The organism is Phyllobacterium sp. GQ127, from assembly GCF_059758635.1.
Genome location: NZ_JCAXDZ010000001.1, coordinates 1,019,677 through 1,038,882, shown reverse-complemented (window position 1 = coordinate 1,038,882; position 19,206 = coordinate 1,019,677). Strand labels below are relative to the sequence as shown.

Annotated in this window: 21 protein-coding genes; 12 read left to right on the top strand and 9 right to left on the bottom strand. The window is 52.9% G+C overall.

All coding sequences use genetic code 11. From position 1 onward, the window contains the following. The first annotated feature begins 31 nt into the window (after positions 1-31). The 6 genes from phnE (AC6CHM_RS05360) (at position 32) to dusA (ending at position 5,963) form a co-directional block, all read left to right on the top strand. Positions 32-1,000: a phosphonate ABC transporter, permease protein PhnE gene (gene phnE / locus AC6CHM_RS05360; RefSeq protein WP_498172300.1), complete on the top strand. Its 969-nt coding sequence runs from the start codon at positions 32-34 to the stop codon at positions 998-1,000. Continuing rightward, positions 997-2,328 carry a phosphonate ABC transporter, permease protein PhnE gene (gene phnE, locus AC6CHM_RS05355; RefSeq protein WP_498172299.1) on the top strand — a complete coding sequence of 444 codons (1,332 nt, stop codon included), beginning with the start codon at positions 997-999 and terminating at the stop codon, positions 2,326-2,328. Before phnE (AC6CHM_RS05360) ends, phnE (AC6CHM_RS05355) begins: the two co-directional genes overlap by 4 nt. Positions 2,329-2,394: 66 nt before the next feature. Next, positions 2,395-3,102, top strand: coding sequence for a DUF1045 domain-containing protein (locus AC6CHM_RS05350; protein ID WP_115052711.1), 708 nt, complete (start codon positions 2,395-2,397; stop codon positions 3,100-3,102). A gap of 1 nt (position 3,103) precedes the next feature. Further along, complete coding sequence (locus AC6CHM_RS05345; protein ID WP_307285815.1) at positions 3,104-4,243, top strand: alpha-D-ribose 1-methylphosphonate 5-triphosphate diphosphatase; 1,140 nt, start codon at positions 3,104-3,106, stop codon at positions 4,241-4,243. After that, positions 4,243-4,872 (top strand): phosphonate metabolism protein/1,5-bisphosphokinase (PRPP-forming) PhnN, encoded by a 630-nt coding sequence (gene phnN / locus AC6CHM_RS05340; RefSeq protein ID WP_307285814.1) that lies wholly within the window; start codon positions 4,243-4,245, stop codon positions 4,870-4,872. Before AC6CHM_RS05345 ends, phnN begins: the two co-directional genes overlap by 1 nt. Positions 4,873-4,958: 86 nt before the next feature. Then, a complete protein-coding gene (gene dusA, locus AC6CHM_RS05335; RefSeq protein ID WP_498172297.1) occupies positions 4,959-5,963 on the top strand; it encodes a tRNA dihydrouridine(20/20a) synthase DusA in 1,005 nt (334 codons plus the stop codon). Here dusA and AC6CHM_RS05330 read toward each other — a convergent pair. The 3 genes from AC6CHM_RS05330 to AC6CHM_RS05320 are packed head-to-tail and all read right to left on the bottom strand — an operon-like array spanning position 5,960 to position 7,682. Beyond that, positions 5,960-6,661: a TIGR02281 family clan AA aspartic protease gene (locus tag AC6CHM_RS05330; RefSeq protein WP_498172295.1), complete on the bottom strand. Its 702-nt coding sequence runs from the start codon at positions 6,659-6,661 to the stop codon at positions 5,960-5,962. The genes dusA and AC6CHM_RS05330 overlap by 4 nt on opposite strands. 1 nt (position 6,662) lies before the next feature. Next, positions 6,663-6,890, bottom strand: a complete 228-nt coding sequence (locus AC6CHM_RS05325; RefSeq protein WP_498172293.1) for a DUF1289 domain-containing protein — start codon at positions 6,888-6,890, stop codon at positions 6,663-6,665. An 18-nt stretch (positions 6,891-6,908) separates the two neighbouring features. Beyond that, positions 6,909-7,682, bottom strand: coding sequence for an adenosylcobinamide-GDP ribazoletransferase (locus tag AC6CHM_RS05320; protein ID WP_498172291.1), 774 nt, complete (start codon positions 7,680-7,682; stop codon positions 6,909-6,911). 122 nt (positions 7,683-7,804) lie between these two features. Here AC6CHM_RS05320 and cobT point away from each other — a divergent pair, with 122 nt between their 5' ends. Continuing rightward, positions 7,805-8,824: a nicotinate-nucleotide--dimethylbenzimidazole phosphoribosyltransferase gene (gene cobT / locus AC6CHM_RS05315; RefSeq protein WP_115053267.1), complete on the top strand. Its 1,020-nt coding sequence runs from the start codon at positions 7,805-7,807 to the stop codon at positions 8,822-8,824. A gap of 35 nt (positions 8,825-8,859) precedes the next feature. On the opposite strand, the gene AC6CHM_RS05310 is transcribed toward cobT, so the two are convergent. Continuing rightward, positions 8,860-9,300 (bottom strand): DoxX family protein, encoded by a 441-nt coding sequence (locus tag AC6CHM_RS05310; RefSeq protein ID WP_115052718.1) that lies wholly within the window; start codon positions 9,298-9,300, stop codon positions 8,860-8,862. A 90-nt stretch (positions 9,301-9,390) separates the two neighbouring features. Next, a complete protein-coding gene (locus AC6CHM_RS05305; protein WP_354343959.1) occupies positions 9,391-10,914 on the bottom strand; it encodes a sensor histidine kinase in 1,524 nt (507 codons plus the stop codon). A 239-nt stretch (positions 10,915-11,153) separates the two neighbouring features. On the opposite strand from AC6CHM_RS05305, the gene AC6CHM_RS05300 reads away from it, so the two are divergent. The 4 genes from AC6CHM_RS05300 to AC6CHM_RS05285 all read left to right on the top strand — a co-directional run bounded on the left by AC6CHM_RS05300 (position 11,154) and on the right by AC6CHM_RS05285 (position 13,563). Beyond that, complete coding sequence (locus tag AC6CHM_RS05300; protein WP_498172289.1) at positions 11,154-11,714, top strand: thermonuclease family protein; 561 nt, start codon at positions 11,154-11,156, stop codon at positions 11,712-11,714. Then, complete coding sequence (locus AC6CHM_RS05295; RefSeq protein ID WP_498172287.1) at positions 11,711-12,322, top strand: glutathione S-transferase; 612 nt, start codon at positions 11,711-11,713, stop codon at positions 12,320-12,322. The genes AC6CHM_RS05300 and AC6CHM_RS05295 overlap by 4 nt, the downstream gene beginning before the upstream one ends. 15 nt (positions 12,323-12,337) lie before the next feature. Continuing rightward, positions 12,338-12,958 (top strand): uracil-DNA glycosylase family protein, encoded by a 621-nt coding sequence (locus tag AC6CHM_RS05290; protein WP_498172285.1) that lies wholly within the window; start codon positions 12,338-12,340, stop codon positions 12,956-12,958. A gap of 110 nt (positions 12,959-13,068) precedes the next feature. Next, positions 13,069-13,563, top strand: a complete 495-nt coding sequence (locus AC6CHM_RS05285; RefSeq protein ID WP_115052723.1) for an Lrp/AsnC family transcriptional regulator — start codon at positions 13,069-13,071, stop codon at positions 13,561-13,563. A gap of 54 nt (positions 13,564-13,617) precedes the next feature. Here the strand turns inward: AC6CHM_RS05285 and AC6CHM_RS05280 are convergent, their stop codons facing one another. Continuing rightward, on the bottom strand, positions 13,618-14,487 hold the full coding sequence (locus AC6CHM_RS05280) for an NAD(P)-dependent oxidoreductase (RefSeq protein WP_115052724.1): 870 nt from the start codon (positions 14,485-14,487) through the stop codon (positions 13,618-13,620). Positions 14,488-14,545: 58 nt separating this feature from the next. Between AC6CHM_RS05280 and AC6CHM_RS05275 the strand changes: the two genes are divergently transcribed. Continuing rightward, complete coding sequence (locus tag AC6CHM_RS05275; protein WP_498172283.1) at positions 14,546-16,999, top strand: penicillin acylase family protein; 2,454 nt, start codon at positions 14,546-14,548, stop codon at positions 16,997-16,999. 9 nt (positions 17,000-17,008) lie between these two features. Here AC6CHM_RS05275 and AC6CHM_RS05270 read toward each other — a convergent pair whose 3' ends face one another. The 3 genes from AC6CHM_RS05270 to AC6CHM_RS05260 are packed head-to-tail and all read right to left on the bottom strand — an operon-like array spanning position 17,009 to position 19,199. Further along, positions 17,009-17,629 carry a glutathione S-transferase family protein gene (locus AC6CHM_RS05270; RefSeq protein WP_115052726.1) on the bottom strand — a complete coding sequence of 207 codons (621 nt, stop codon included), beginning with the start codon at positions 17,627-17,629 and terminating at the stop codon, positions 17,009-17,011. A 23-nt stretch (positions 17,630-17,652) separates the two neighbouring features. Then, a complete protein-coding gene (locus AC6CHM_RS05265) occupies positions 17,653-18,489 on the bottom strand; it encodes an ABC transporter permease (RefSeq protein WP_115052727.1) in 837 nt (278 codons plus the stop codon). Next, positions 18,486-19,199, bottom strand: a complete 714-nt coding sequence (locus AC6CHM_RS05260; protein WP_115052728.1) for an ABC transporter permease — start codon at positions 19,197-19,199, stop codon at positions 18,486-18,488. The genes AC6CHM_RS05265 and AC6CHM_RS05260 overlap by 4 nt, the downstream gene beginning before the upstream one ends. Positions 19,200-19,206: the final 7 nt, after the last annotated feature.

Here is a 19,206-nt window from a genome sequence, read left to right as displayed (position 1 = left end):
GTGATTTTTTATGCTCTGGAAGGATAAGCCCATGAGCCGCGCCAATTCGACAGAACTAACGCCTGAAGGAATAGAGATCGAGCGTCATTGGCAAGAACTTGCCAGCCGTCGCCGTGCATATTCCTGGTTGATCGGCATTGGCTTGCTCATTGCTGTTACGGGTTCGCTTTGGTTTGCAAATGATTCGAACGCTGGAAAGTTCTTTGACCGGCTGCCACATTTCTTCGATTTCGCTGGGGATTTGATTCCGCGCGATGGGTGGGAAGTCTGGCGCGCCTTGTTCGATCTGCCATCACCCTATTTCGATGGAAGCTTGAAATTCGACTACCCGGAGGGCCGGGTTTACATTTTCAGTGGGCTCTACATTCCCGAATATTTCTACAAAATGCTGGAGACGCTCAATATCGCGATCATCTCGACATTGGTGGGAGCGTTTTTCGGTTTCCTTCTTTGTTTTCTTGCGGCCAAAAACCTTGTGAAGAGCAAGCTGATAAGGTTTGCCGCGCGTCGCTATATGGAAATTCTGCGCGCCTTTCCCGAGATAGTTATCGCTGGGTTCTTCGCCGCGATTCTTTCGCTGGGGCCTATACCCGCTATGTTCGCCGTCGGAATTCACACCATCGGTGCGCTTGGCAAGCTATTCTTCGAAGTTGTCGAGAATGCTGACATGAAGGCAGATGAAGGCCTGCGCGCAGCTGGTGCCAATTGGTTCGAGCGAGTTGGCTTTGGAATTGTCCCACAAGTCATGCCGAATTTCATGTCCTATGCTTTGTTGCGTCTGGAAATCAATGTGCGTGCCTCCACAATCATCGGTGCGGTTGGTGGCGGGGGCATTGGTGAAGAATTGCGCCTTTCCATCGGGCGTGGTCATCAAGCAAAGACACTGGCAATCATATTGCTGCTTTTGGCAACGATTATCGCCGTCGATCAATTTTCTGCCTGGCTCCGGCGACGCCTTGTTGGCAATCAGGCTTTCGCTTTCGGAGGCAAACAGTCATGAGCGCTATAACCTCCCTGAATGTTGCTGACTTCGAAGCCCGCTACCCCGATGTATTCAACCCTTCGATTTTGAAGCGCTTCATGCCCTTGATGATAGGGGCTGGTGTGGTGCTTTATGTTATCTATTGTTGGTGGTTTTTTTCCATCGGCACGGTGCTTGCATCAGGCCAATGGCAGCGGGCTGAAATTTATGCTCGCGACTGGGTGTCTTATGCGATCCGCACAACAGTCCGTATGGGCGCTGAGGGGACAACTATCAGCTATCCGCGGTTTTCAGAGCTTGGTGACAATCCGAAGCCGGATTGGGCGATCAAGCAAGGCAATGATGTCACGATAACATTCGGCACGGGTAAGTCGCTTCAGATCACCCCGACACAGGTTATTGCTACGCGCGGCAGTGAGAAACTCCTCGTGCTCATTGAGCCCGATGGTGCCAAACCTCAGGGAGCTTTGCCTGATTGGGCATCGCTCAAGGAAGATCAGGTCACGGTCAATTTCGGCTTTGCCGGAACCGCCGATATTATTCCAGAGCGGGTCGTTGTCAGCCGACGTTTCTTCGGCTGGGCGAATTTTGTCTTCGATACCGCTTCGCCCTTCTGGAACAAATCCCTTGGCGAAGTCGCATCCATGATTGTCAGCGGCGAGCGTATAAAGCCGGAAATGTCCAATGCCGAGCTGGCATTCGACAATATCTGGTACAACTCCTCCTGGCAGCATGGCGATGTCTGGACCAAGCTCATGCAGACCATTGTCATGGCATTTGTCGGGACCTTGCTTGCAACGCTTGTGTCGTTCCCGTTGGCCTTCATAGCCGCACGCAATATCATGCCGAACTTCTTTGCAAATCAGATCACAAAGCGGTTTTTCGATTTTCTCCGTTCGGTCGATATGCTGATCTGGGCATTGTTCTTTACGCGCGCCTTTGGTCCGGGACCGCTTGCCGGTATTTCCGCTATCTTTTTCACCGATACGGGTACGCTCGGAAAAGTTTATTCCGAAACGCTGGAAAACATTGATGACAAGCAGCGCGAAGGCGTCAAATCTGTTGGGGCGGCGCCCGTAAATGTTCAGCGGTATGGCGTCTTACCGCAGGTATTGCCGGTTTTCGCCAGCCAAGCGCTTTATTTCTGGGAGTCAAACACACGGTCGGCCACCATTATCGGTGCGGTTGGCGCAGGTGGTATCGGACTGAAACTTTGGGAGGCGATGCGCACCAATACCAATTGGCATAATGTTGCCTATATGGTCGTGCTTATCCTCGCGGTGATCTTTATCTTTGATAGCATTTCCAATGCACTGCGCTCCCGCCTGATGGGAAAGCAACAATGAAATTGGCGACGTTCAAAGGCTTGTCATAATCGGAGCGTAACGCGACACTGCTCCGGAGGAATCAAAATGCGCTATGCGATTTATTTTACACCGCCTTCCAGCGATCCATTGTTGAAAGTGGCGGCTAACTGGCTTGGCCGGAATGCCTTTACCGGGCAGCCGGTGCGTCCGCCACAAATTCGCAACCTGGCGCATGAGGAAGTAACGAAGCTTACGGAATCCGCCCGGCGTTATGGGTTCCATGCAACGCTCAAGGCACCCTTTCATCTGGCCGAAGGGGTGGAGGAACGGGAGCTTCTGTCCGCCTTGATGCATTTTGCGTCCTCCATGCGACCGGTAGAGATTCCCAAGCTGAAGATCGCAAATCTTGACGGTTTCTTTGCTCTGGTTCCTGAAGAACCCGTGGCGAAGCTAAACCAGTTGGCCAATGATATTGTTGTTGCATTTGATCGTTTTCGCGCGCCGCCCAGCGTGGCGGAAATCGCAAGGCGAAATCCTGAGAAAATGAGTGTTTCGGAGCGGCGTAATCTTGAACAGTGGGGGTATCCTTATGTGTTCGATGATTTCCGTTTTCACATGACGCTTACCAATCCCGTTGCGGAGCAAGACCGGGAAAAGATAGCTCAAATGCTGAGCGAATTTCTGGAGCCTGTTCTCGAAGAGCCTGTTGAGATCAACAATATCGCATTGTTTATCGAGGCGGAGCCCGGTGCCCCATTCGAAGTACATTCCCTGCATCCCTTGGCAGGAACGAACATAAGAAAGACCGCTTGAAATGTCCGCCGAACTTGTATTGAACAACGCCAAAATCGTTCTGGAGAATGAAGTAATTCCCGGTTCCGTCCTTATCCGCGACGGTAAAATCGCCGATATTTCGAACACCTCCGCATCGGGCGGGGAAGATTTCGAAGGCGACTATCTTATTCCTGGGTTGATTGAGCTGCACACGGACCATCTTGAAGGCCATTACATGCCGCGCCCCAAGGTCCGCTGGAATCCTATTGCTTCCGTTCTAGCCCATGATGCGCAGATTGCCACATCGGGTATCACCACCGTGCTCGATGCCTTGCGCGTCGGTATGGATGAAGATGCCGAAATGACGCCGCAGGAAATCCGTAAGCTGGCGGATGCAATAGAAGACAGTGTGCAGCAGGATCGCCTGCGCGCTGATCACTATTTTCATCTGCGCTGCGAGGTGTCGGCGGCTGACTGCCTGGATGGATTTGCATTTTTCGAAAATGACAACCGGGTTCGTCTCGCATCGCTCATGGATCACGCACCGGGTCAGAGGCAGTTTGTCAATCTTGAGACCTACGCAACCTACTACCAGCGTAAGCTGAAATTATCCGATGTTGAGTTTAATGCATTCTGCGAAAAGCGGATGGCGCAATCGGCGACGAATTCCGGTCCCAACCGCAAAGCTATTTCAGATTTTTGCCGTGACCATGGTATCGTTCTTGCCAGTCATGACGATGCGACGGGCGCGCATGTTGATGAGGCGGTCGAGCAGGGTATTCAGGTTGCCGAGTTTCCAACGACTCTTGAAGCCGCAGCTGCATCCAAACAGGCGGGTCTTTCAGTGCTGATGGGCGCGCCGAATGTTGTTCGCGGCGGTTCGCATTCGGGCAATGTTTCGGCGCGAGAGCTTGCCGAGCATGGATATCTGGATATCCTCTCGTCGGATTACATTCCGTTCAGCCTTATCCAATCGACATTCTTCATGAGCGAGACTGTCGATAATATTACGCTTCCCGAGGCTATCCAGCTTGTGACCAGAAATCCGGCCAAGGCCGTAGGGTTCGAAGATCGTGGTGTCATCGAAATTGGCAAGCGCGCGGATCTTGTTCGCGTTCGCGTCGATGAGCACATCCCGGTGGTGCGTACAGTATGGCGCGAAGGCCGAAGAGTGGTGTGATGACAGCTTCTGCTTCAATAGAGCGCTTGCTTGACCCTGCAGCTGACTACGTTCGAAATGGCGTATTTGTTGCGGTCGTCGGTCCAAGTGGTGCCGGTAAGGATACCATTATCGACTATGCTCGAATGGTGTTAAAAGATGAGCCGGGATTTCATTTTGTACGCCGCGTGGTAACTCGCCCATCGTCCGTCGATGCGGAGGATCATGATACGTTGAGTGAGGCGGAGTTCTCGAAGGCGTTGCAATCGGGTGCTTTTTCGCATCAGTGGGAAGCGCATGGCCTATGCTATGGTTTGCCTAAATCCGTCCATGATGAAATCCGGCTGGGCGCTGTCGCAATAGCAAATGTTTCGCGCGGTATCGTTCCGAAGCTTCGTGCGACCTACGCAAATTTTGCCGTAGTCCACATTACGGCTTCGCACGAGGTATTGGCTAAGCGGCTCGCGGCGCGAGGCAGGGAAAGTGCCGACGAAATTCAACGTCGCTTGATGCGGGCTGGTGCAAATCCTTGCGATCCTTTGGACGCCATCATGATTGACAATTCCGGGGACGTGGCAAAAGCCGGAGGCGAATTCGTTGCGCTGCTGAGAAAGATGGCGGTGAAAGCGGCAATCTCCGAACAGGTTTGAGCCACACAGCTGCTGGAGTGGACAATTGTGCCTCAGGATATTATGTGAAGGCATAACAACATATCCGAAACCAGACAGCGAAAAAAATGCCAGTTAGCAGTGCTTATGGCGCCAACCGCTTCGCGGTAGCGCCGATGATCGACTGGACAGACAGGCATTGCCGGACTCTGCATCGCCAGTTCACGCGCTATTCTCTGCTTTATACCGAGATGATCGTTGCCGATGCTGCCATCCACGGAGATCGGGAGCGGATACTGGGTTTTACGAATGAGGAACAGCCGGTTGCGTTGCAACTGGGTGGCTCTGACGCCGCCAAGCTGGCGGAAGCTGCTCGCATTGGCGAGGCAATGGGATATGTGGAAATCAACCTGAACGTAGGCTGCCCTTCAGACCGGGTTCAATCGGGAACATTTGGCGCTTGCCTTATGAAAACGCCGGAGATCGTTGCGCAGGCCGTTCTTGCCATGAAGCGGGCGGTCGATGTCCCGGTTACCGTTAAGTGCCGCATTGGTGTCGATGATCAGGATACCGAGATAGCGTTGAACAATTTGGCGAAAGCCGTGTTCGACGCTGGTGCCGATGCTCTGTGGGTTCATGCCCGCAAGGCTTGGTTGAAGGGGCTTTCGCCAAAGGAAAACCGTGATATTCCGCCATTGGACTATGATCGCGTCTACCGGCTTAAGCAGCAATATGTGAATCAATTCATTGGGATAAACGGCGGTATTCAGACCATCAGCGAAGGCCTTCAGCATTTGAATCATGTTGATGGCGTGATGCTCGGCCGGGCTGTCTATCATAACCCGATGATGCTCGCTGAAGTTGATACTGCCATTTACGGCAATGAGAACGGCCCGGCGTCGATCGATGCCATTATTGATTATATGTGCCATTATGCGGATAGGCATATAGCGGCTGGCGGGCGATTGTCTCACATAGCGCGCCATATGGTCGGGCTGTTTCATGGCGCTGCCGGTGCGCGGCGCTGGCGGCAAATCTTGTCAACAGAAGCCAATCAGACAGGTGCGACCAGCAATGTCGTACGCCGCGCCTATGCGGCTGTTCAGAATGCTGCCATCGAAAAAGCGGCCTAATCAGTCAGGACCAGCCGGTCCCCCCGAACTGAAAAACCACTGAGTGTGTTAAGAAAGTTCATGCCAAGCAAGCTGCCGTCCATACGGCCATCTTGCGTTACCATGGCGCGCATATTCCGCCGCTCGATATCGCCAATTTTTATACTGTCGATTGTGACGTTTGCAGCATTTGCAAGGCCGTTGGCCGTCATAACGGGCGTGCTGTAGTTAAGTTTATCCGGATCGATACCCGCTCTGCGTGCATCATCTGCCGAAAGCACGATGGACGACGCGCCGGTGTCAATCATGAAGGGTACGGTTTCGCCATTAACCTGTCCGCGCACTTCGAAGTGCCCGTTTTCTGCCTTGGCCAGCGTTACAGAAACCAGTCCATCTCCATCCCGCATGGAAATCGGGCTGCCGGGTATCAGGCCCGCGGTAATACGATGGCCAACATCCTGCAATTCATAGCGATATTGGTATCCGGTCACGAGGGTGAGAATAATAACGATCCATACGGCGAGGTTGCGCAAGGAATGGCTGAGCGGAATTCCCGAACCCAATAGCGCAGACCCGACAACAACGCCCAATATGCCAAAATAGGCCAGGCGCGCGAATGAATCATTGGCAATGCCGAATGTCGAACCCGCATCATTGTTTGTTACCAGTAGCAACAGGACAATGCCGATAAGAGCGATGGCGATCCAAAACACACGCATTCTATTGCTCCTGCCTTTCCCGCGCCATGCGAGTGCGACGGGTTTCCCGGCGCGGGCGCCGTTCCAGCGTCGCGAGGCGGGCGGGGAGCGTGGCCATGATGGAGTGGCGATTATCCGCAGACATCATGATCCATCCGGCGATTTCATCGCGTGTGCGTCCACAACCGAAACAATAGCCGGTCTTTATGTCGATCGCGCATACGAGAATACAGGGTGACTCAATATTCATACAGCAAATCTGGTGTGATTAGAGGGCAATGACAAGCCCAAGCTGCAGCGTAATTGCGGTCAATTGCTGTATGGCTCCCAGCGTATCGCCAGTTTGCCCGCCAATTTTATCCCGGCACAATCTGCTGAACCCGAAAAATACCAGAGTAGTTAAAGCGGCAGCAAGGATAATCGCCAAAAGCCCGCCAGCAATACCGAATGTGATGACCCCGATAAGGCTGGCAGAAATGAGTGCGAAATTGGCTGCTGATGCATCGGGTATTCCGGCTCTGTCAGCAACGCCACCATTTCGCGCCGAGGGCAGGATTTGCCAGAATTTTACCAATAATCCGCGGCTGGCAGCTTCCGTTCCGATCACGATAAGAACGACTTGAAACAGACTGACTTCATCAATGATGGTTGCAAGTAGCGCTATCCGCAGCAAGATCGTCAGAATCAGTGCCAATGTGCCATAGGAACCGTTGGTGGAGTCTTTCATGATCTCCAGACGGCGTTCCGCCGTCGCGCCGCCAAAAAAGCCATCAGCCACATCTGCCAAGCCGTCTTCATGCAGTGCGCCGGTGGTCACGATCAGCGCCGTGACAACAAGGATTGCGCTAATACTCTCTGGAAGGTCAAAGGCTTTGCAAATCAGAATGATTATTACGGCCGGCAAAGACAGAACGACTCCAGCCAAGGGAAACCCGCGCACACTGTCTGCCAGCTTCCCGCTAAATCTATCGAACCAGCTTGACGCGACGCTTATACGAGAAAGAAATGCCAGCGAGCGCATCATATCTGTGATCAAGTCCATGTTGCACACCTTGGTTGACAGGTCGCGACACTCTGCGCCGAACGTTGACCTTTGCGTTTTCCCATACAGCGCTTATAGGACGGGTAAATCTGATTTGCCATGAAGAGTTGACCGCAAGGAACATCATGACCACTGGCCTGCCATTTGACGACTTCCGCACCCTTATCGAAACTTTGCCTGGCCCGGATGACGCGGCTGTTGCAGTCGTTCGCAAACGCGACTCCATGTTGACCAAACCGCCGGGCGCGCTGGGGCGTCTTGAAGAAATTGTTGAGTGGCTTGCAGCATGGACAGGAAGGTCGCAGCCGCAGGTGACGCGGCCATTGGTTGCTGTTTTTGCCGGAAATCACGGTGTTACCGCAAAAGGCGTTTCACCATATCCATCGTCTGTAACGGCCCAAATGGTTGAAAATTTTGCTGCTGGCGGCGCTGCTATCAACCAGATTTGCATTGCCAATGATCTCGGCTTGAAAATCTTTGATCTAGCGCTGGAATATCCAACCGCCGATATCACTGAAGATGCCGCGATGGACGAAAAGACCTGCGCCGCAACCATGGCATTCGGCATGGAATCGATTGCAGGCGGTACTGATCTGCTTTGCATTGGCGAAATGGGAATTGGTAACACTACAATCGCTGCCGCGATTTTCCATGCGCTTTATGGCGGGGCGGCGGAAGATTGGGTTGGTCCGGGCACCGGGTCCGACAGGGAGGGAATGAAGCGCAAAGCCGATGCCGTACGTGCTGCGGTCGCTTTGCATGGATCGCATCTCAAGGATCCGCTGGAGGTGTTGCGCCGTCTTGGCGGTCGTGAAGTGGCGGCCATGGTGGGCGCGATCCTGGCGACGCGCGTTGAGAAAATACCGGTCATTATTGATGGCTATGTAGCCACCGCTGCGGCTGCAATTCTACATACCGCCAATCCCGAGGCGATTGATCATTGCCTGATCGGCCATGTGTCGGCCGAGCCTGGCCATCACAAGGTGCTTGAGCGGCTTGGGAAGAAGCCGCTTCTCGATCTGGGCATGAGATTGGGTGAGGGCACAGGTGCTGCGCTTGCGGCAGGGATCGTTAAGGCTGCAGCGCTTTGCCATAGTGGCATGGCGACATTTGAGCAGGCAGGCATCAGCAATCGCGATTAATTGATGGAAAAGGCCCGCCGAAACGGGCCTTTCAATCAGAACTCTTTGCCGATCTTGGCGTCGACCGAATGAGCATTGGCGCCACGGAAGAGGAAAAACAACAGGACGAATGTCCAGAGAATGGATTTTTCCGCGCCAAAGAATCCTTGCCCGGCAGTAACCCAATGGAAATAGACGGTTACGATCAAAACGATGGTCGTTGCAAAAGCTGCCGGACGGGTAAACAAGCCGAGAACCAGCAGAATACCGCCGAAAAATTCCGTTATCGCCAAGAGCGGCGACCAGAAGACACCGGGATAAAAGCCGAGGCTTTCGACCATTTCGACAGAGCCGAATGGAGCGGCGATCTTGCCTGAGCCGTGAACGACGAGCAAAGCGCCAGCCGTTACACGCAACAGCGTTTCGGCGAGCGTGCCGAAATTTGAATAGATTGAGCCTAGCGCTGGTATGAAAAGTGGGCGGTTATTGACGGCCATTAATTTCGGGTCCCCGAATTGTTGCAATGCAGCAAGCAATGCAGGCCCGCTAACCCACTATCAAATAACAATAAGTTGAAGTGGAGTCTTCTAGGCAGCTTTTTGGGACTGTGACGAAGACTTGTTCTTCCCGGCAGATGTGGCGATGCGGCTTCGTGGAAAAGTTGCGAGCGCTTCGGTTCCCTCGCGAAGCTTGGAGAAGAGATGGAACTCGCCATCATGAACGTGAACCAACGCTTGAACGATGGGTAGTCCAAGGCCTGTTCCCTGCTCGGCAGTCTTTATGGCAATCGATCCCTGCCCAAAAGCGGACAAGACAATGGGAATTTCATCGGCGGGTATGCCCGGCCCGGTGTCGCGAACTGAAAGATATTGACCGCCGCCGGCGGTCCAGCCGATCTTCACGTAGACCTTTCCTTTTGACGGCGTAAACTTGACTGCGTTAGCCATGAGATTGAGCAGTATTTGCCGCAAGGAGCGTTCGTCGCCCATCATGGGGAGCATGCCGGATTCGAATTGTGCAATGAGCGTAATTTCCTTGTTACGCGCTTTCAAAGACATCATGCGAATGCACTCATCGGCAATTTCTGTCAGCATTACCGCATCTTCACTGAGTGTGTGACGACCTGCTTCAACGCGGCTTAAATCCAAAATCTCATTGATAAGATTGAGAAGGTGTTCACCTGAAGCGTGAATATCGCTGGCATATTCCCGGTATGTGGCGTTTTCGATCGGTCCCAATACTTCCCTGACCATGACTTCCGAAAAGCCAAGTATTGCATTAAGCGGCGTGCGGAGTTCGTGACTCATTGAGGCAAGGAAGCGTGATTTTGCAAGATTTGCCTCCTCTGCGCGCCGTCTTCCTTCGTCAGACATGGCATTGGCAGTTTCAAGTTCGGCGATCAGTGCATCTTTTTCCGCCTGAAGTGCCAAAGTGAGAACAACTGAATAATTGAGGCGCGTGGCAACGAGATAGAAAAACGTCAGGCCCGCCAGCAGCATTACAACCATTGTCGCCTGAGCAGGATCGCCAAGACTATCCGATACGGCGCTTATATAGGCGAGGATAGGGAGGGTAAATGCAATCGGTACAGCCAAGCGCAGAGCGGAAGAAAACACGGCGGTAATCGCCATTGCAAGAATGAGAACCACCGCTTTGATAATCGAAAACTGGCTGATGCCGCAGACTTCGCATTGGAGGAATATGAAATATGTCCAGCCAATGCCCGTCACAAAGTGGCCAAGCAGATAGACAAGATGCCATTGGTGAATGTGACCGTCGCTAATGCTGGTTCTATTGATCTGGCGTGCAAGCAAGCCAAGCAGGGCGTAAAGGCAAATGCTGAAGCACGCCCAGATAATCATTTGCTGGCCGAACCCAGCAAAAATGCTGGTTACGGTGACGATGGCGATAAGCAAGGGAATAGTGGCGGCGTTGATGATCAACGCGCGCGTGTGCATGAACAGCAATTCCCGCTCGAAATGCTCTGTTTTTGGCCGCTGCATGAGGCGTTCCCGGGCGCTGCGAACAACCACAGACATATCGCGGTTGCGCGGCTGCTTGCGCCGGTCAACTATGTTCTTGTCTGCATGGCTTGCGTCTAGTAGTGCCATAAGCCTCATTCCCGGTGATAAACCGTCCAGTGGCTGCATTGCACCGCAAGCCCGTTCATAAATGATTAAAGCGGCGTAGATTGCGGTAAGAAAGCGAATCTATTCTTGGCGATAAAGGTAAGTATGAAACAACTTTATCAAGCGGGCAGGCCGTGAGAGGGCGGTTTCGCACCTCTCGACGATGGTCTGTAAACCGAACGGCGCCACGCTCGGCCATTCGCAAATTTTTCGATATCTGCTTGACGCTTATTTTCTTCGGATTGGTAGCGTTGCTCATAGCGCGCATTGATCAAAGACCACCGGCCATTGACGTTTCCGGTAACGCCTACGTGATTGACGGAGATACGCTGATAATCTCGAAACAGCATATTCGGCTGAAGGGTATCGACGCTCCGGAGCTTGATCAAACCTGCGGCAGGCAGCCATCGCTACGCAATTGCGGGCAGATCGCCCGGCAAGCTCTGCAAAAGCTCGTTGCCAGGACGGACGTGCGTTGTGAGGGACAGGGGCGCGACAAGTTTGATCGCTTTCTGGCAACCTGTTTTGCTGGCCAAATTAACGTCAACCGTATTATGGTCGAAACGGGCCAGGCTATAGCCTATGGCGATTATCGCGATGCAGAATTGCTCGCTCGTGGACGCAGGGTTGGCATATGGGTCGACGCATTTGAAACACCACAGGATTGGCGCAGAACGCATGATGGTGTTACCGAAACATCGCCACCTGAGCGAAACGTAGTCGCCGAAGCGATTGATACGGTCGTCGCGTGGGTTGTTGGATTATTGGGAGGTATCTGGTGAAATTATATGATGGAGGTCGCGCGCCCAACCCGAGACGCACGCGCATATTTCTGGCCGAAAAAGGACTGAATATACCGCTTGTGCCGATCGATATGGGAGCATTGGGGCATCGTTCGAATGAAATAGAATCGCTCAACCCTTTGCAAAGGTTGCCAATTCTCGAACTTGATAACGGCACCGTCATTACCGAATCCGTTGCGATCTGCCGGTATTTTGAAGAATTGCACCCGGAACCGCCCCTGTTTGGCGAAGGCGCACTCGGCAAAGCACGTGTCGAAATGTGGAATCGCCGCGTTGAACTGAATTTTTTTGGGCCAGTCTCGGCGGCCTTTCGGCACACGCACCCGGCCATGGCGGAGTGGGAAGTCCCGCAAATTCCGGAATGGGGTGAGGCAAATCGGCCCAAAGCCGTGAAGTTCATGGCTTTGCTGGATGAGCAATTGGCAACCAATACATTTATCGCCGGAGAACATTTTTCAATTGCCGATATAACGTTGCTTGTCAGTGTCGATTTTCTGAAACCCGCCAAGATAACCATGCCTGACGAGTTCCAGAACTTGAAACGCTGGCATGAGGCGGTTTCCAGCCGTCCGAGCGCCAAGGCCTGATATTGGATACTCGCGGTGGGTTCCATTGGTTTGGATGATCTGAGTGCGGCGATAAAGGCTTGCCGGATTTGCCGCGACAATCCGCAATATGGTTTGCCTTTGCCGCATGAACCAAACCCGGTTTGCGTGCCGTCGCCCGTCGCGCGCATTATTATCTGCGGGCAGGCTCCCGGTATTCGTGTTCATAATACCGGTGTTCCATTCAACGACCCATCCGGCGTGCGGTTACGTCAGTGGCTAGGCGTTGACGCTGAAACTTTTTATGACCCGCATAAATTTGCCATTGTTCCGATGGGATTTTGCTTTCCCGGCTACGATGCGCAGGGCGGGGATTTGCCTCCCCGGCGGGAATGCCGCCAAGTCTGGCACGACCGGCTTTTTGCAGCCATGCCGCAAGTGAAATTGATCCTCACCATTGGACAATATGCGCAGGCCTATCATCTCGGTTCACGCCGCAAATCCAGCATGACCGATACGGTGCGCAATTGGCGCGAATATTTTAACGACCACACAGCTCCTGCAATCCTGCCTCTGCCTCATCCATCATGGCGTAACAGTGGTTGGTTGAAAAAGAATCCCTGGTTCGCACAAGATGTTCTGCCCGTGCTTCAGCAGACGGTTCAGAATCTAATTTGATCCGTTTTCGGATGAAATTTTTTTACAATTGAAAAAGATTGGAATAATTTTCTTGTACGACGGCCGTTAATCAGCTCATAAAGTATCCCATTCCAAGGGGTAAAGCAAACATGGACAGACTCGATAGAAAAATACTTCGCCTTCTTCAGGAGGATGCCACGCTGGCAGTGGCGGATGTTGCCAAGAAAGTTGGACTATCGACGACACCTTGCTGGCGGCGTATCCAGAAGCTTGAAGAAGATGGCGTGATCCAGCGCCGGGTCGCTATTCTTGATCCGGTCCGGGTGAACACGCGGGTGACGGTATTCGTTTCCATCCGTACGGGCGCGCACAATAATGAATGGCTCAAGCGCTTTTCAGAAGTGGTGCAGGAGTTTCCCGAGGTGGTCGAATTCTATCGCATGAGCGGCGATGTCGACTATCTGCTGCGTGTAGTGGTGCCGGACATTGCGGCCTATGATGCCGTCTATAAGCGCCTGATCAGCAAGATCGACATTCGGGATGTATCGTCTGCCTTCGCCATGGAGCAGATCAAATACACCACCGAATTGCCGCTGGACTATATGAGGATCGAAGGCCTCAACGAAAACCGGGAAGGAATTTAGAGCGGTTGCCGGCCATACTGGACCCAAAACCGATCCAACCCAAGCGCGGCTGGCTTACTTTTCCAGTCGCGCGAGCAGGGATGACGTGTCCCAGCGATTTCCGCCCATCACCTGAACATCCTTGTAAAATTGATCGACAAGCGCCGTAACCGGTAATTTCGCCTGGTTGCGGTCCGCCTCTGCAAGGCAGATGCCCAAGTCTTTGCGCATCCAATCAACGGCAAAGCCAAAATCATATTTACCGGCATTCATGGTCTTGTGCCGGTTTTCCATCTGCCAGGAGCCTGCGGCACCCTTGGAAATGACTTCGATGACTTTTTCGATATCAAGTCCTGCCTTCTTGCCAAAGTGGATACCCTCGGCCAGTCCCTGAACTAAACCGGCAATGCAAATCTGGTTGATCATCTTGGTCAATTGGCCTGCACCGGCATCGCCCATCAATCCGACCATTTTCGCGTAAGATTCGATGACTGGCTTGGCTTTTTCAAAAGCTGCCGCTTCGCCGCCTACCATGACGGTAAGCGCGCCGTTTTCGGCACCCGCCTGTCCTCCTGAAACGGGCGCATCCAGAAAATGGAACCCGCGCTTTATCGCTTCTGCGCTGAGCTCGCGAGCGACTTCTGCCGATGCAGTGGTGTTATCAATAAAAATCGCGCCCTTTTTCATGGAGTGAAAAGCGCCATTCTCGCCAGTCGTTACCGAGCGCAGATCATCATCGTTTCCGACACAGCAAAAGACAAAATCCTTGCCCTCTGCCGCCTTTTGAGGCGTGTCGGCATGTGATCCGGAAAACTGTTCCGCCCACTTTGCGGCCTTTTCCCCAGAGCGATTGAAGACTGTCACGTCATGACCACCCCGCGTCTTCAAATGCCCCGCCATCGGGTAACCCATGACGCCCAGACCAATAAATGCAACACTTGCCATTCAGTAATTTCCTCTGTCTTATGGCCTTCAATCAGGTCGATTTGCGGAGGTTAGAATATTGCGGCGCATCATCAAAGGCCTGCTTTGGATTGTTTTTTCACTTATACCTCTCGCTCTTCTCGCTTTTATCTTCGCTTATGCCTGGCTCGCAGGTTCGGTAGCACCGGCAACCGGTGAAACAAGCATTGCGGGACTGTCCGGTCCCGTCACCATCACCCGCGATAAACATGCTGTGCCCCATATCACCGGCTCCTCGGTTGAGGACGTTTTCAGCGCGCTCGGGTTTGTGCATGCGCAGGAGCGCCTATGGCAAATGGACGTCACCCGCATGGCAGGGCGAGGCCGCCTGTCAGAGCTTTTCGGGGATAAGACCATTGCGACGGACGTCTTCATTCGCACACTTGGTCTTTATGAAGCCGCGCAAAGCTCGGCGGATTCACTGGCACCAGCCGATCGCGCGAAGGTGGACGCTTATGTGCGCGGTATCAATGCATTCATAGATAGTTCAGGGCCTTCTTTCGGGTCGAAATATTCGCCGGAATTCGTCATCCTCCAGCATTTCCCTGAACAATGGACAGCCGCAGATGTCATTGTAACGCTGAAACTGATGTCGGTTACGCTTGCGGCCAATATTGATGACGAGGTGCTGCGACTGAAATTTGCCCGTCTCGGAATGAATGAGCAAGAAATTGTGGATCTCTTGCCTCCTGTCGAAGGGGATACGCCGCCTCCATTGCCAAATTTGCAGCAATTGCTTGGTCTGCCTACAGGAACGATCAAGACGGGCGCGATTGAGGCGGAGAAACAATTTGCTGCGCTGAGCGATATCATGTCCACCGGAGCATCCAACAATTGGGTGGTTGGCGGAGCACGTACTGCCACTGGCAAGCCAATCCTGGCCAATGATCCGCATCTTGGTTTGACCGCACCCGCGATCTGGTATCTCGCGCATCTTCAGGTGAAGCAGCCGGATGGAACAGCGAAAAATCTTGTTGGTGTCACGCTTCCCGGCGCGCCGCTGGTTCTGCTTGGCCGTAACGACAAGGTTGCCTGGGGTTTCACCAATACAGGATCGGACGTTCAGGATATTTTCATCGAAAAGATCAATCCAGCCAATCCGGATCAGTATCAGGCTCCCGAAGGCTTTCGACCATTTGAGAAGAAGAGGGTGGAGATTCGCGTTAAAGGCAGTGAAACCGTCAGTTTCGATCGCCGTAGCACACGCCACGGGCCAGTTCTTCCGCCGGAATATCGCGGCCTTCAACACTATCTGGATGAGGGAACGGTTGCATCGCTTTCGTGGACTGTGCTTGCGGGGGACGATAAAACAATCGCTGCCGGATTGAAGCTTTGGGATTTCGCAAGCGTATTGGATTTCCAAAATGGCATGGCTGATTATGTTACGCCTATGCAGTCGATGGTCATCGCCGATGTTGACGGCAATATCGGTATGATCGCGCCGGGCAGAATTCCTGTCCGCGACCCTGCTAACCAGATTATGGGGCGTGCGCCGTCTCCCGGTTGGGATGCCGTTTACGACTGGAAAGGGTATATTCCCTATGAGGAATTGCCGCGCGCCTATAATCCAGCGGATAATGTTCTGGCCACTGCCAATACCAAGATGGTTGATGCCAACTATCCGCACTTCCTGACCTTTGACTGGGATGAACCATGGCGCTTGGAGCGGATCAAATCATTGATCTATAACGCCAATCAACAAACGCTGGAAACAAACCGGATAGTGCAGGGCGATGTCTATGCAGGCGCCTATGCTGTTCTGACTCCTGCCATGCTCAAACTTGTTGAAGGCCGCGATGATGTTGATCTGACGGCGATAAAACAATTGAAAGGATGGGACTTCATCGAGGATCGTGCGCGCACCGAGCCGCTACTGTTCAATGCGTGGGTGCGGTTTGCGACGAAACGCATCCTTGAGGACGATCTGGGCGACGCTTTCCCGTCCTATTGGCAGGGCCGCGTCGATGCCATGATGCGTTGGCTTGGACCAAATCCGGGACGTGACTGGTGTGACAATGGACGCACGCCCGAGAAAGAGAGTTGCGGCGACGTGCTGGCGCTTTCACTTGGCGATGCGCTGAAGGATATTGAAGCGCGGCTTGGCAGTGATCGTGCAAAATGGAACTGGGGTGCATTGCATTATGCCTATAGTGCCCACCGCCCCTTTGCTCAGGTCAGTCCACTCGACAAATTATTCAATGTTACCGTACGTGCTTCAGGTGGCGCTTATACGTTGGATCGGGGCAAATCGACGTTCACCGATGAGAGCAATCCTTACCGCGCGACCCATGGGTCGAGTTATCGCGGATTATTCGACCTTTCGGATCTCAACCAGTCCACCTATATCCAGACTACTGGTCAATCGGGCAATGTTTTCTCGTCCAACTATCGTGATTTTGCGGAGAAATGGTCGAATATCGAAGCAATTACGATTTCGACGGATGAAGCCGTTTATCAGGATGGTTTGCAGGGGATCTGGCGTTTGAACCCTTAATGACGCTCCTCAAGTGAGGGGAGTCATTACCGATTTCTGATAGGCGGGGCGGGTTTTCAGCCGCTCATACCAACTCTTCAGATGTGGCAGTTCTGGACGATCAATCGGCATTTCAAACCAGGCATAGGCGAAGCAGCCGAGCGGAATATCGCCGATGCCGAACTTTGAGCCCGACAGATAGGGTTGTGATGCCAGAGCATCATCGACCATCGCAAATAATTTGCTACAGTTTTGAAAACCGGTTTCCTTGGCCGCAAGATCCTGCTTGTCTGGCGCCAAGCGTACGACATTCCAGAACAGATCACGGAACGGAAGCGCAAGCGAGGATGTTGTCCAATCCATCCAGCGTTCTGCTTTTGCGCGTTGTCCCGCATCGGCAATAAAAAGCTCCGAAACGCCATATTGAGCGGCCAGATAACGGACAATCGTATTGCTTTCCCAAAGGATCAGGTCGCCATCCTCTAGTGTCGGCACAAGTCCATTCGGATTTTTGGCACGATATTCCGGATCACTGACTATGCCAAATGCGCCGCCAGCAGCGATATTTTCATAGGGAGCGCCTGCTTCTTCGGCAGCCCACAGGACTTTTTTGACGTTGGTCGAATTTGTTCGACCCCAGATTTTGAGCATGAGATTCTCTTTGTGATCGGGTTTTAGCGAGTCAAATGGCGGGTGATGCGGCGTTCCATCCAGTCCCATAAATGGCGCAAAGCTTCAACCAGCAATAGATATATGATTGCAGTCCAGAGATAGGTCTGGAAGTCAAAGGTGCGTGAATAGGCCAGTTTGGTATAGCCCATAAGATCATAGACTGAAATCAGCGCCACTATAGCCGAGCCTTTGATCATCAGGATCAATTCATTGCCGTAGGGCCGCAAAGCCACGATCAATGCCTGAGGCAAGATGACTTTGCGGAATGTCACAAACTTGGAAATACCCAAGGAGGCTGCGCCTTCCCATTGCCCCGGTGCAACGCTGCGAACAGCGCCGCGCAGGATTTCCGCCTGATAGGCGGCGGTGTTTAGTGCAAAGGATAGCAATGCGCAGTACCAGGCTTCACGAAAGAACCCCCAAAGCCCGATCGCCTGAAGTTCTTTGCTGAACGATCCGAGGCCGTAATAGATCAGGAAAACCTGAGCGATCAGCGGCGTTCCCCGGAAAAAGTAGACATAGAAATAGGCTATGGAAGATATGACCCGATTTTTACTCATCCGGCCAAGCGCAATCGGAACGGAAAGCACTGCGCCGATAATCACTGATGCGAGGACAAGGGTTATTGTGGTCCAAAGCCCGGACAGGTAAGTCGGAGCATATTTGTCGATAAGTTCTCTGTCCCAGGCGACGAAGAGAAAATATATCAAACCGACGATCAGAGCCGTCCAAAGGCCTACCAGCACATGGCCGATAATGCGTGTTTTCGTCCATGGCTTGGGCGGCGATGGTGGTCGGCGCACTGCTGCTGCAGAGGGGGCGATTGCATTATCGGTCATCTTTTTGCCCCGCTCTTGGCCGCCCAGCGATCAATACCGTTAATGACGAATGATGAAAGGATGCCGAGTATAAGGAAAATGAGACAGGCGGTTCCGTAGAACAGGAAGGCTTGCTTCGTTACACGTGCCGCCACGGCAGTCTGGCGCAAAATGTCCGCAAGGCCGATGGCCGACACAAGCGCCGTATCTTTCAGCAATATCAGCCAGAGATTACCTAGACCGGGCAGGGCGATACGGATCAATTGCGGCAGGATAATCTTGCGCATGGTTTGCCCATAGGAAAGACCAATCGCATAGCCACCTTCATATTGCCCTTTGGGAATAACACGAAATGCGGAGAGAAAAACTTCACTTGCATAGGATGAGAAGACCGTGCCCAAGGCGAACATGCCCGCGATAAAGGAGTTTATCTCTATGGCGCCGGTATAACCGAGCAATTGACCGATTTTTTGAACGCCGATCTGTCCGCCATAATAGACCAGAAACAGCGTCAACAGCTCGGGCAAGCCACGAAATATCGTCGTGTACATATTGGCGGCGAGTTTGACCGAAGGTTCTTCTGACTGTTTACCGAGGGCGACGAAAAATCCGATCGCCAATCCCAAAGGGAGGGTGGCAAGCGCCAGCGTCACAGTGACAAGAATTCCGCTGGCTATGCTCAGGCCCCATCCGCCTTCGCCAAAACCCAAGAGTGCTATTGAGCCTTCCATAGGCAAC

Coding starts and splice junctions, on each gene's coding strand:
- phnE (WP_498172300.1), top strand. CDS start 32: ATGAGCCGCGCCAATTCGACAGAACTAACGCCTGAAGGAATAGAGATC.
- phnE (WP_498172299.1), top strand. CDS start 997: ATGAGCGCTATAACCTCCCTGAATGTTGCTGACTTCGAAGCCCGCTAC.
- AC6CHM_RS05350 (WP_115052711.1), top strand. CDS start 2,395: ATGCGCTATGCGATTTATTTTACACCGCCTTCCAGCGATCCATTGTTG.
- AC6CHM_RS05345 (WP_307285815.1), top strand. CDS start 3,104: ATGTCCGCCGAACTTGTATTGAACAACGCCAAAATCGTTCTGGAGAAT.
- phnN (WP_307285814.1), top strand. CDS start 4,243: ATGACAGCTTCTGCTTCAATAGAGCGCTTGCTTGACCCTGCAGCTGAC.
- dusA (WP_498172297.1), top strand. CDS start 4,959: ATGCCAGTTAGCAGTGCTTATGGCGCCAACCGCTTCGCGGTAGCGCCG.
- AC6CHM_RS05330 (WP_498172295.1), bottom strand. CDS start 6,661: ATGCGTGTGTTTTGGATCGCCATCGCTCTTATCGGCATTGTCCTGTTG.
- AC6CHM_RS05325 (WP_498172293.1), bottom strand. CDS start 6,890: ATGAATATTGAGTCACCCTGTATTCTCGTATGCGCGATCGACATAAAG.
- AC6CHM_RS05320 (WP_498172291.1), bottom strand. CDS start 7,682: ATGGACTTGATCACAGATATGATGCGCTCGCTGGCATTTCTTTCTCGT.
- AC6CHM_RS05310 (WP_115052718.1), bottom strand. CDS start 9,300: ATGGCCGTCAATAACCGCCCACTTTTCATACCAGCGCTAGGCTCAATC.
- AC6CHM_RS05305 (WP_354343959.1), bottom strand. CDS start 10,914: ATGGCACTACTAGACGCAAGCCATGCAGACAAGAACATAGTTGACCGG.
- AC6CHM_RS05285 (WP_115052723.1), top strand. CDS start 13,069: ATGGACAGACTCGATAGAAAAATACTTCGCCTTCTTCAGGAGGATGCC.
- AC6CHM_RS05280 (WP_115052724.1), bottom strand. CDS start 14,487: ATGGCAAGTGTTGCATTTATTGGTCTGGGCGTCATGGGTTACCCGATG.
- AC6CHM_RS05270 (WP_115052726.1), bottom strand. CDS start 17,629: ATGCTCAAAATCTGGGGTCGAACAAATTCGACCAACGTCAAAAAAGTC.
- AC6CHM_RS05265 (WP_115052727.1), bottom strand. CDS start 18,489: ATGACCGATAATGCAATCGCCCCCTCTGCAGCAGCAGTGCGCCGACCA.
- AC6CHM_RS05260 (WP_115052728.1), bottom strand. CDS start 19,199: ATGGAAGGCTCAATAGCACTCTTGGGTTTTGGCGAAGGCGGATGGGGC.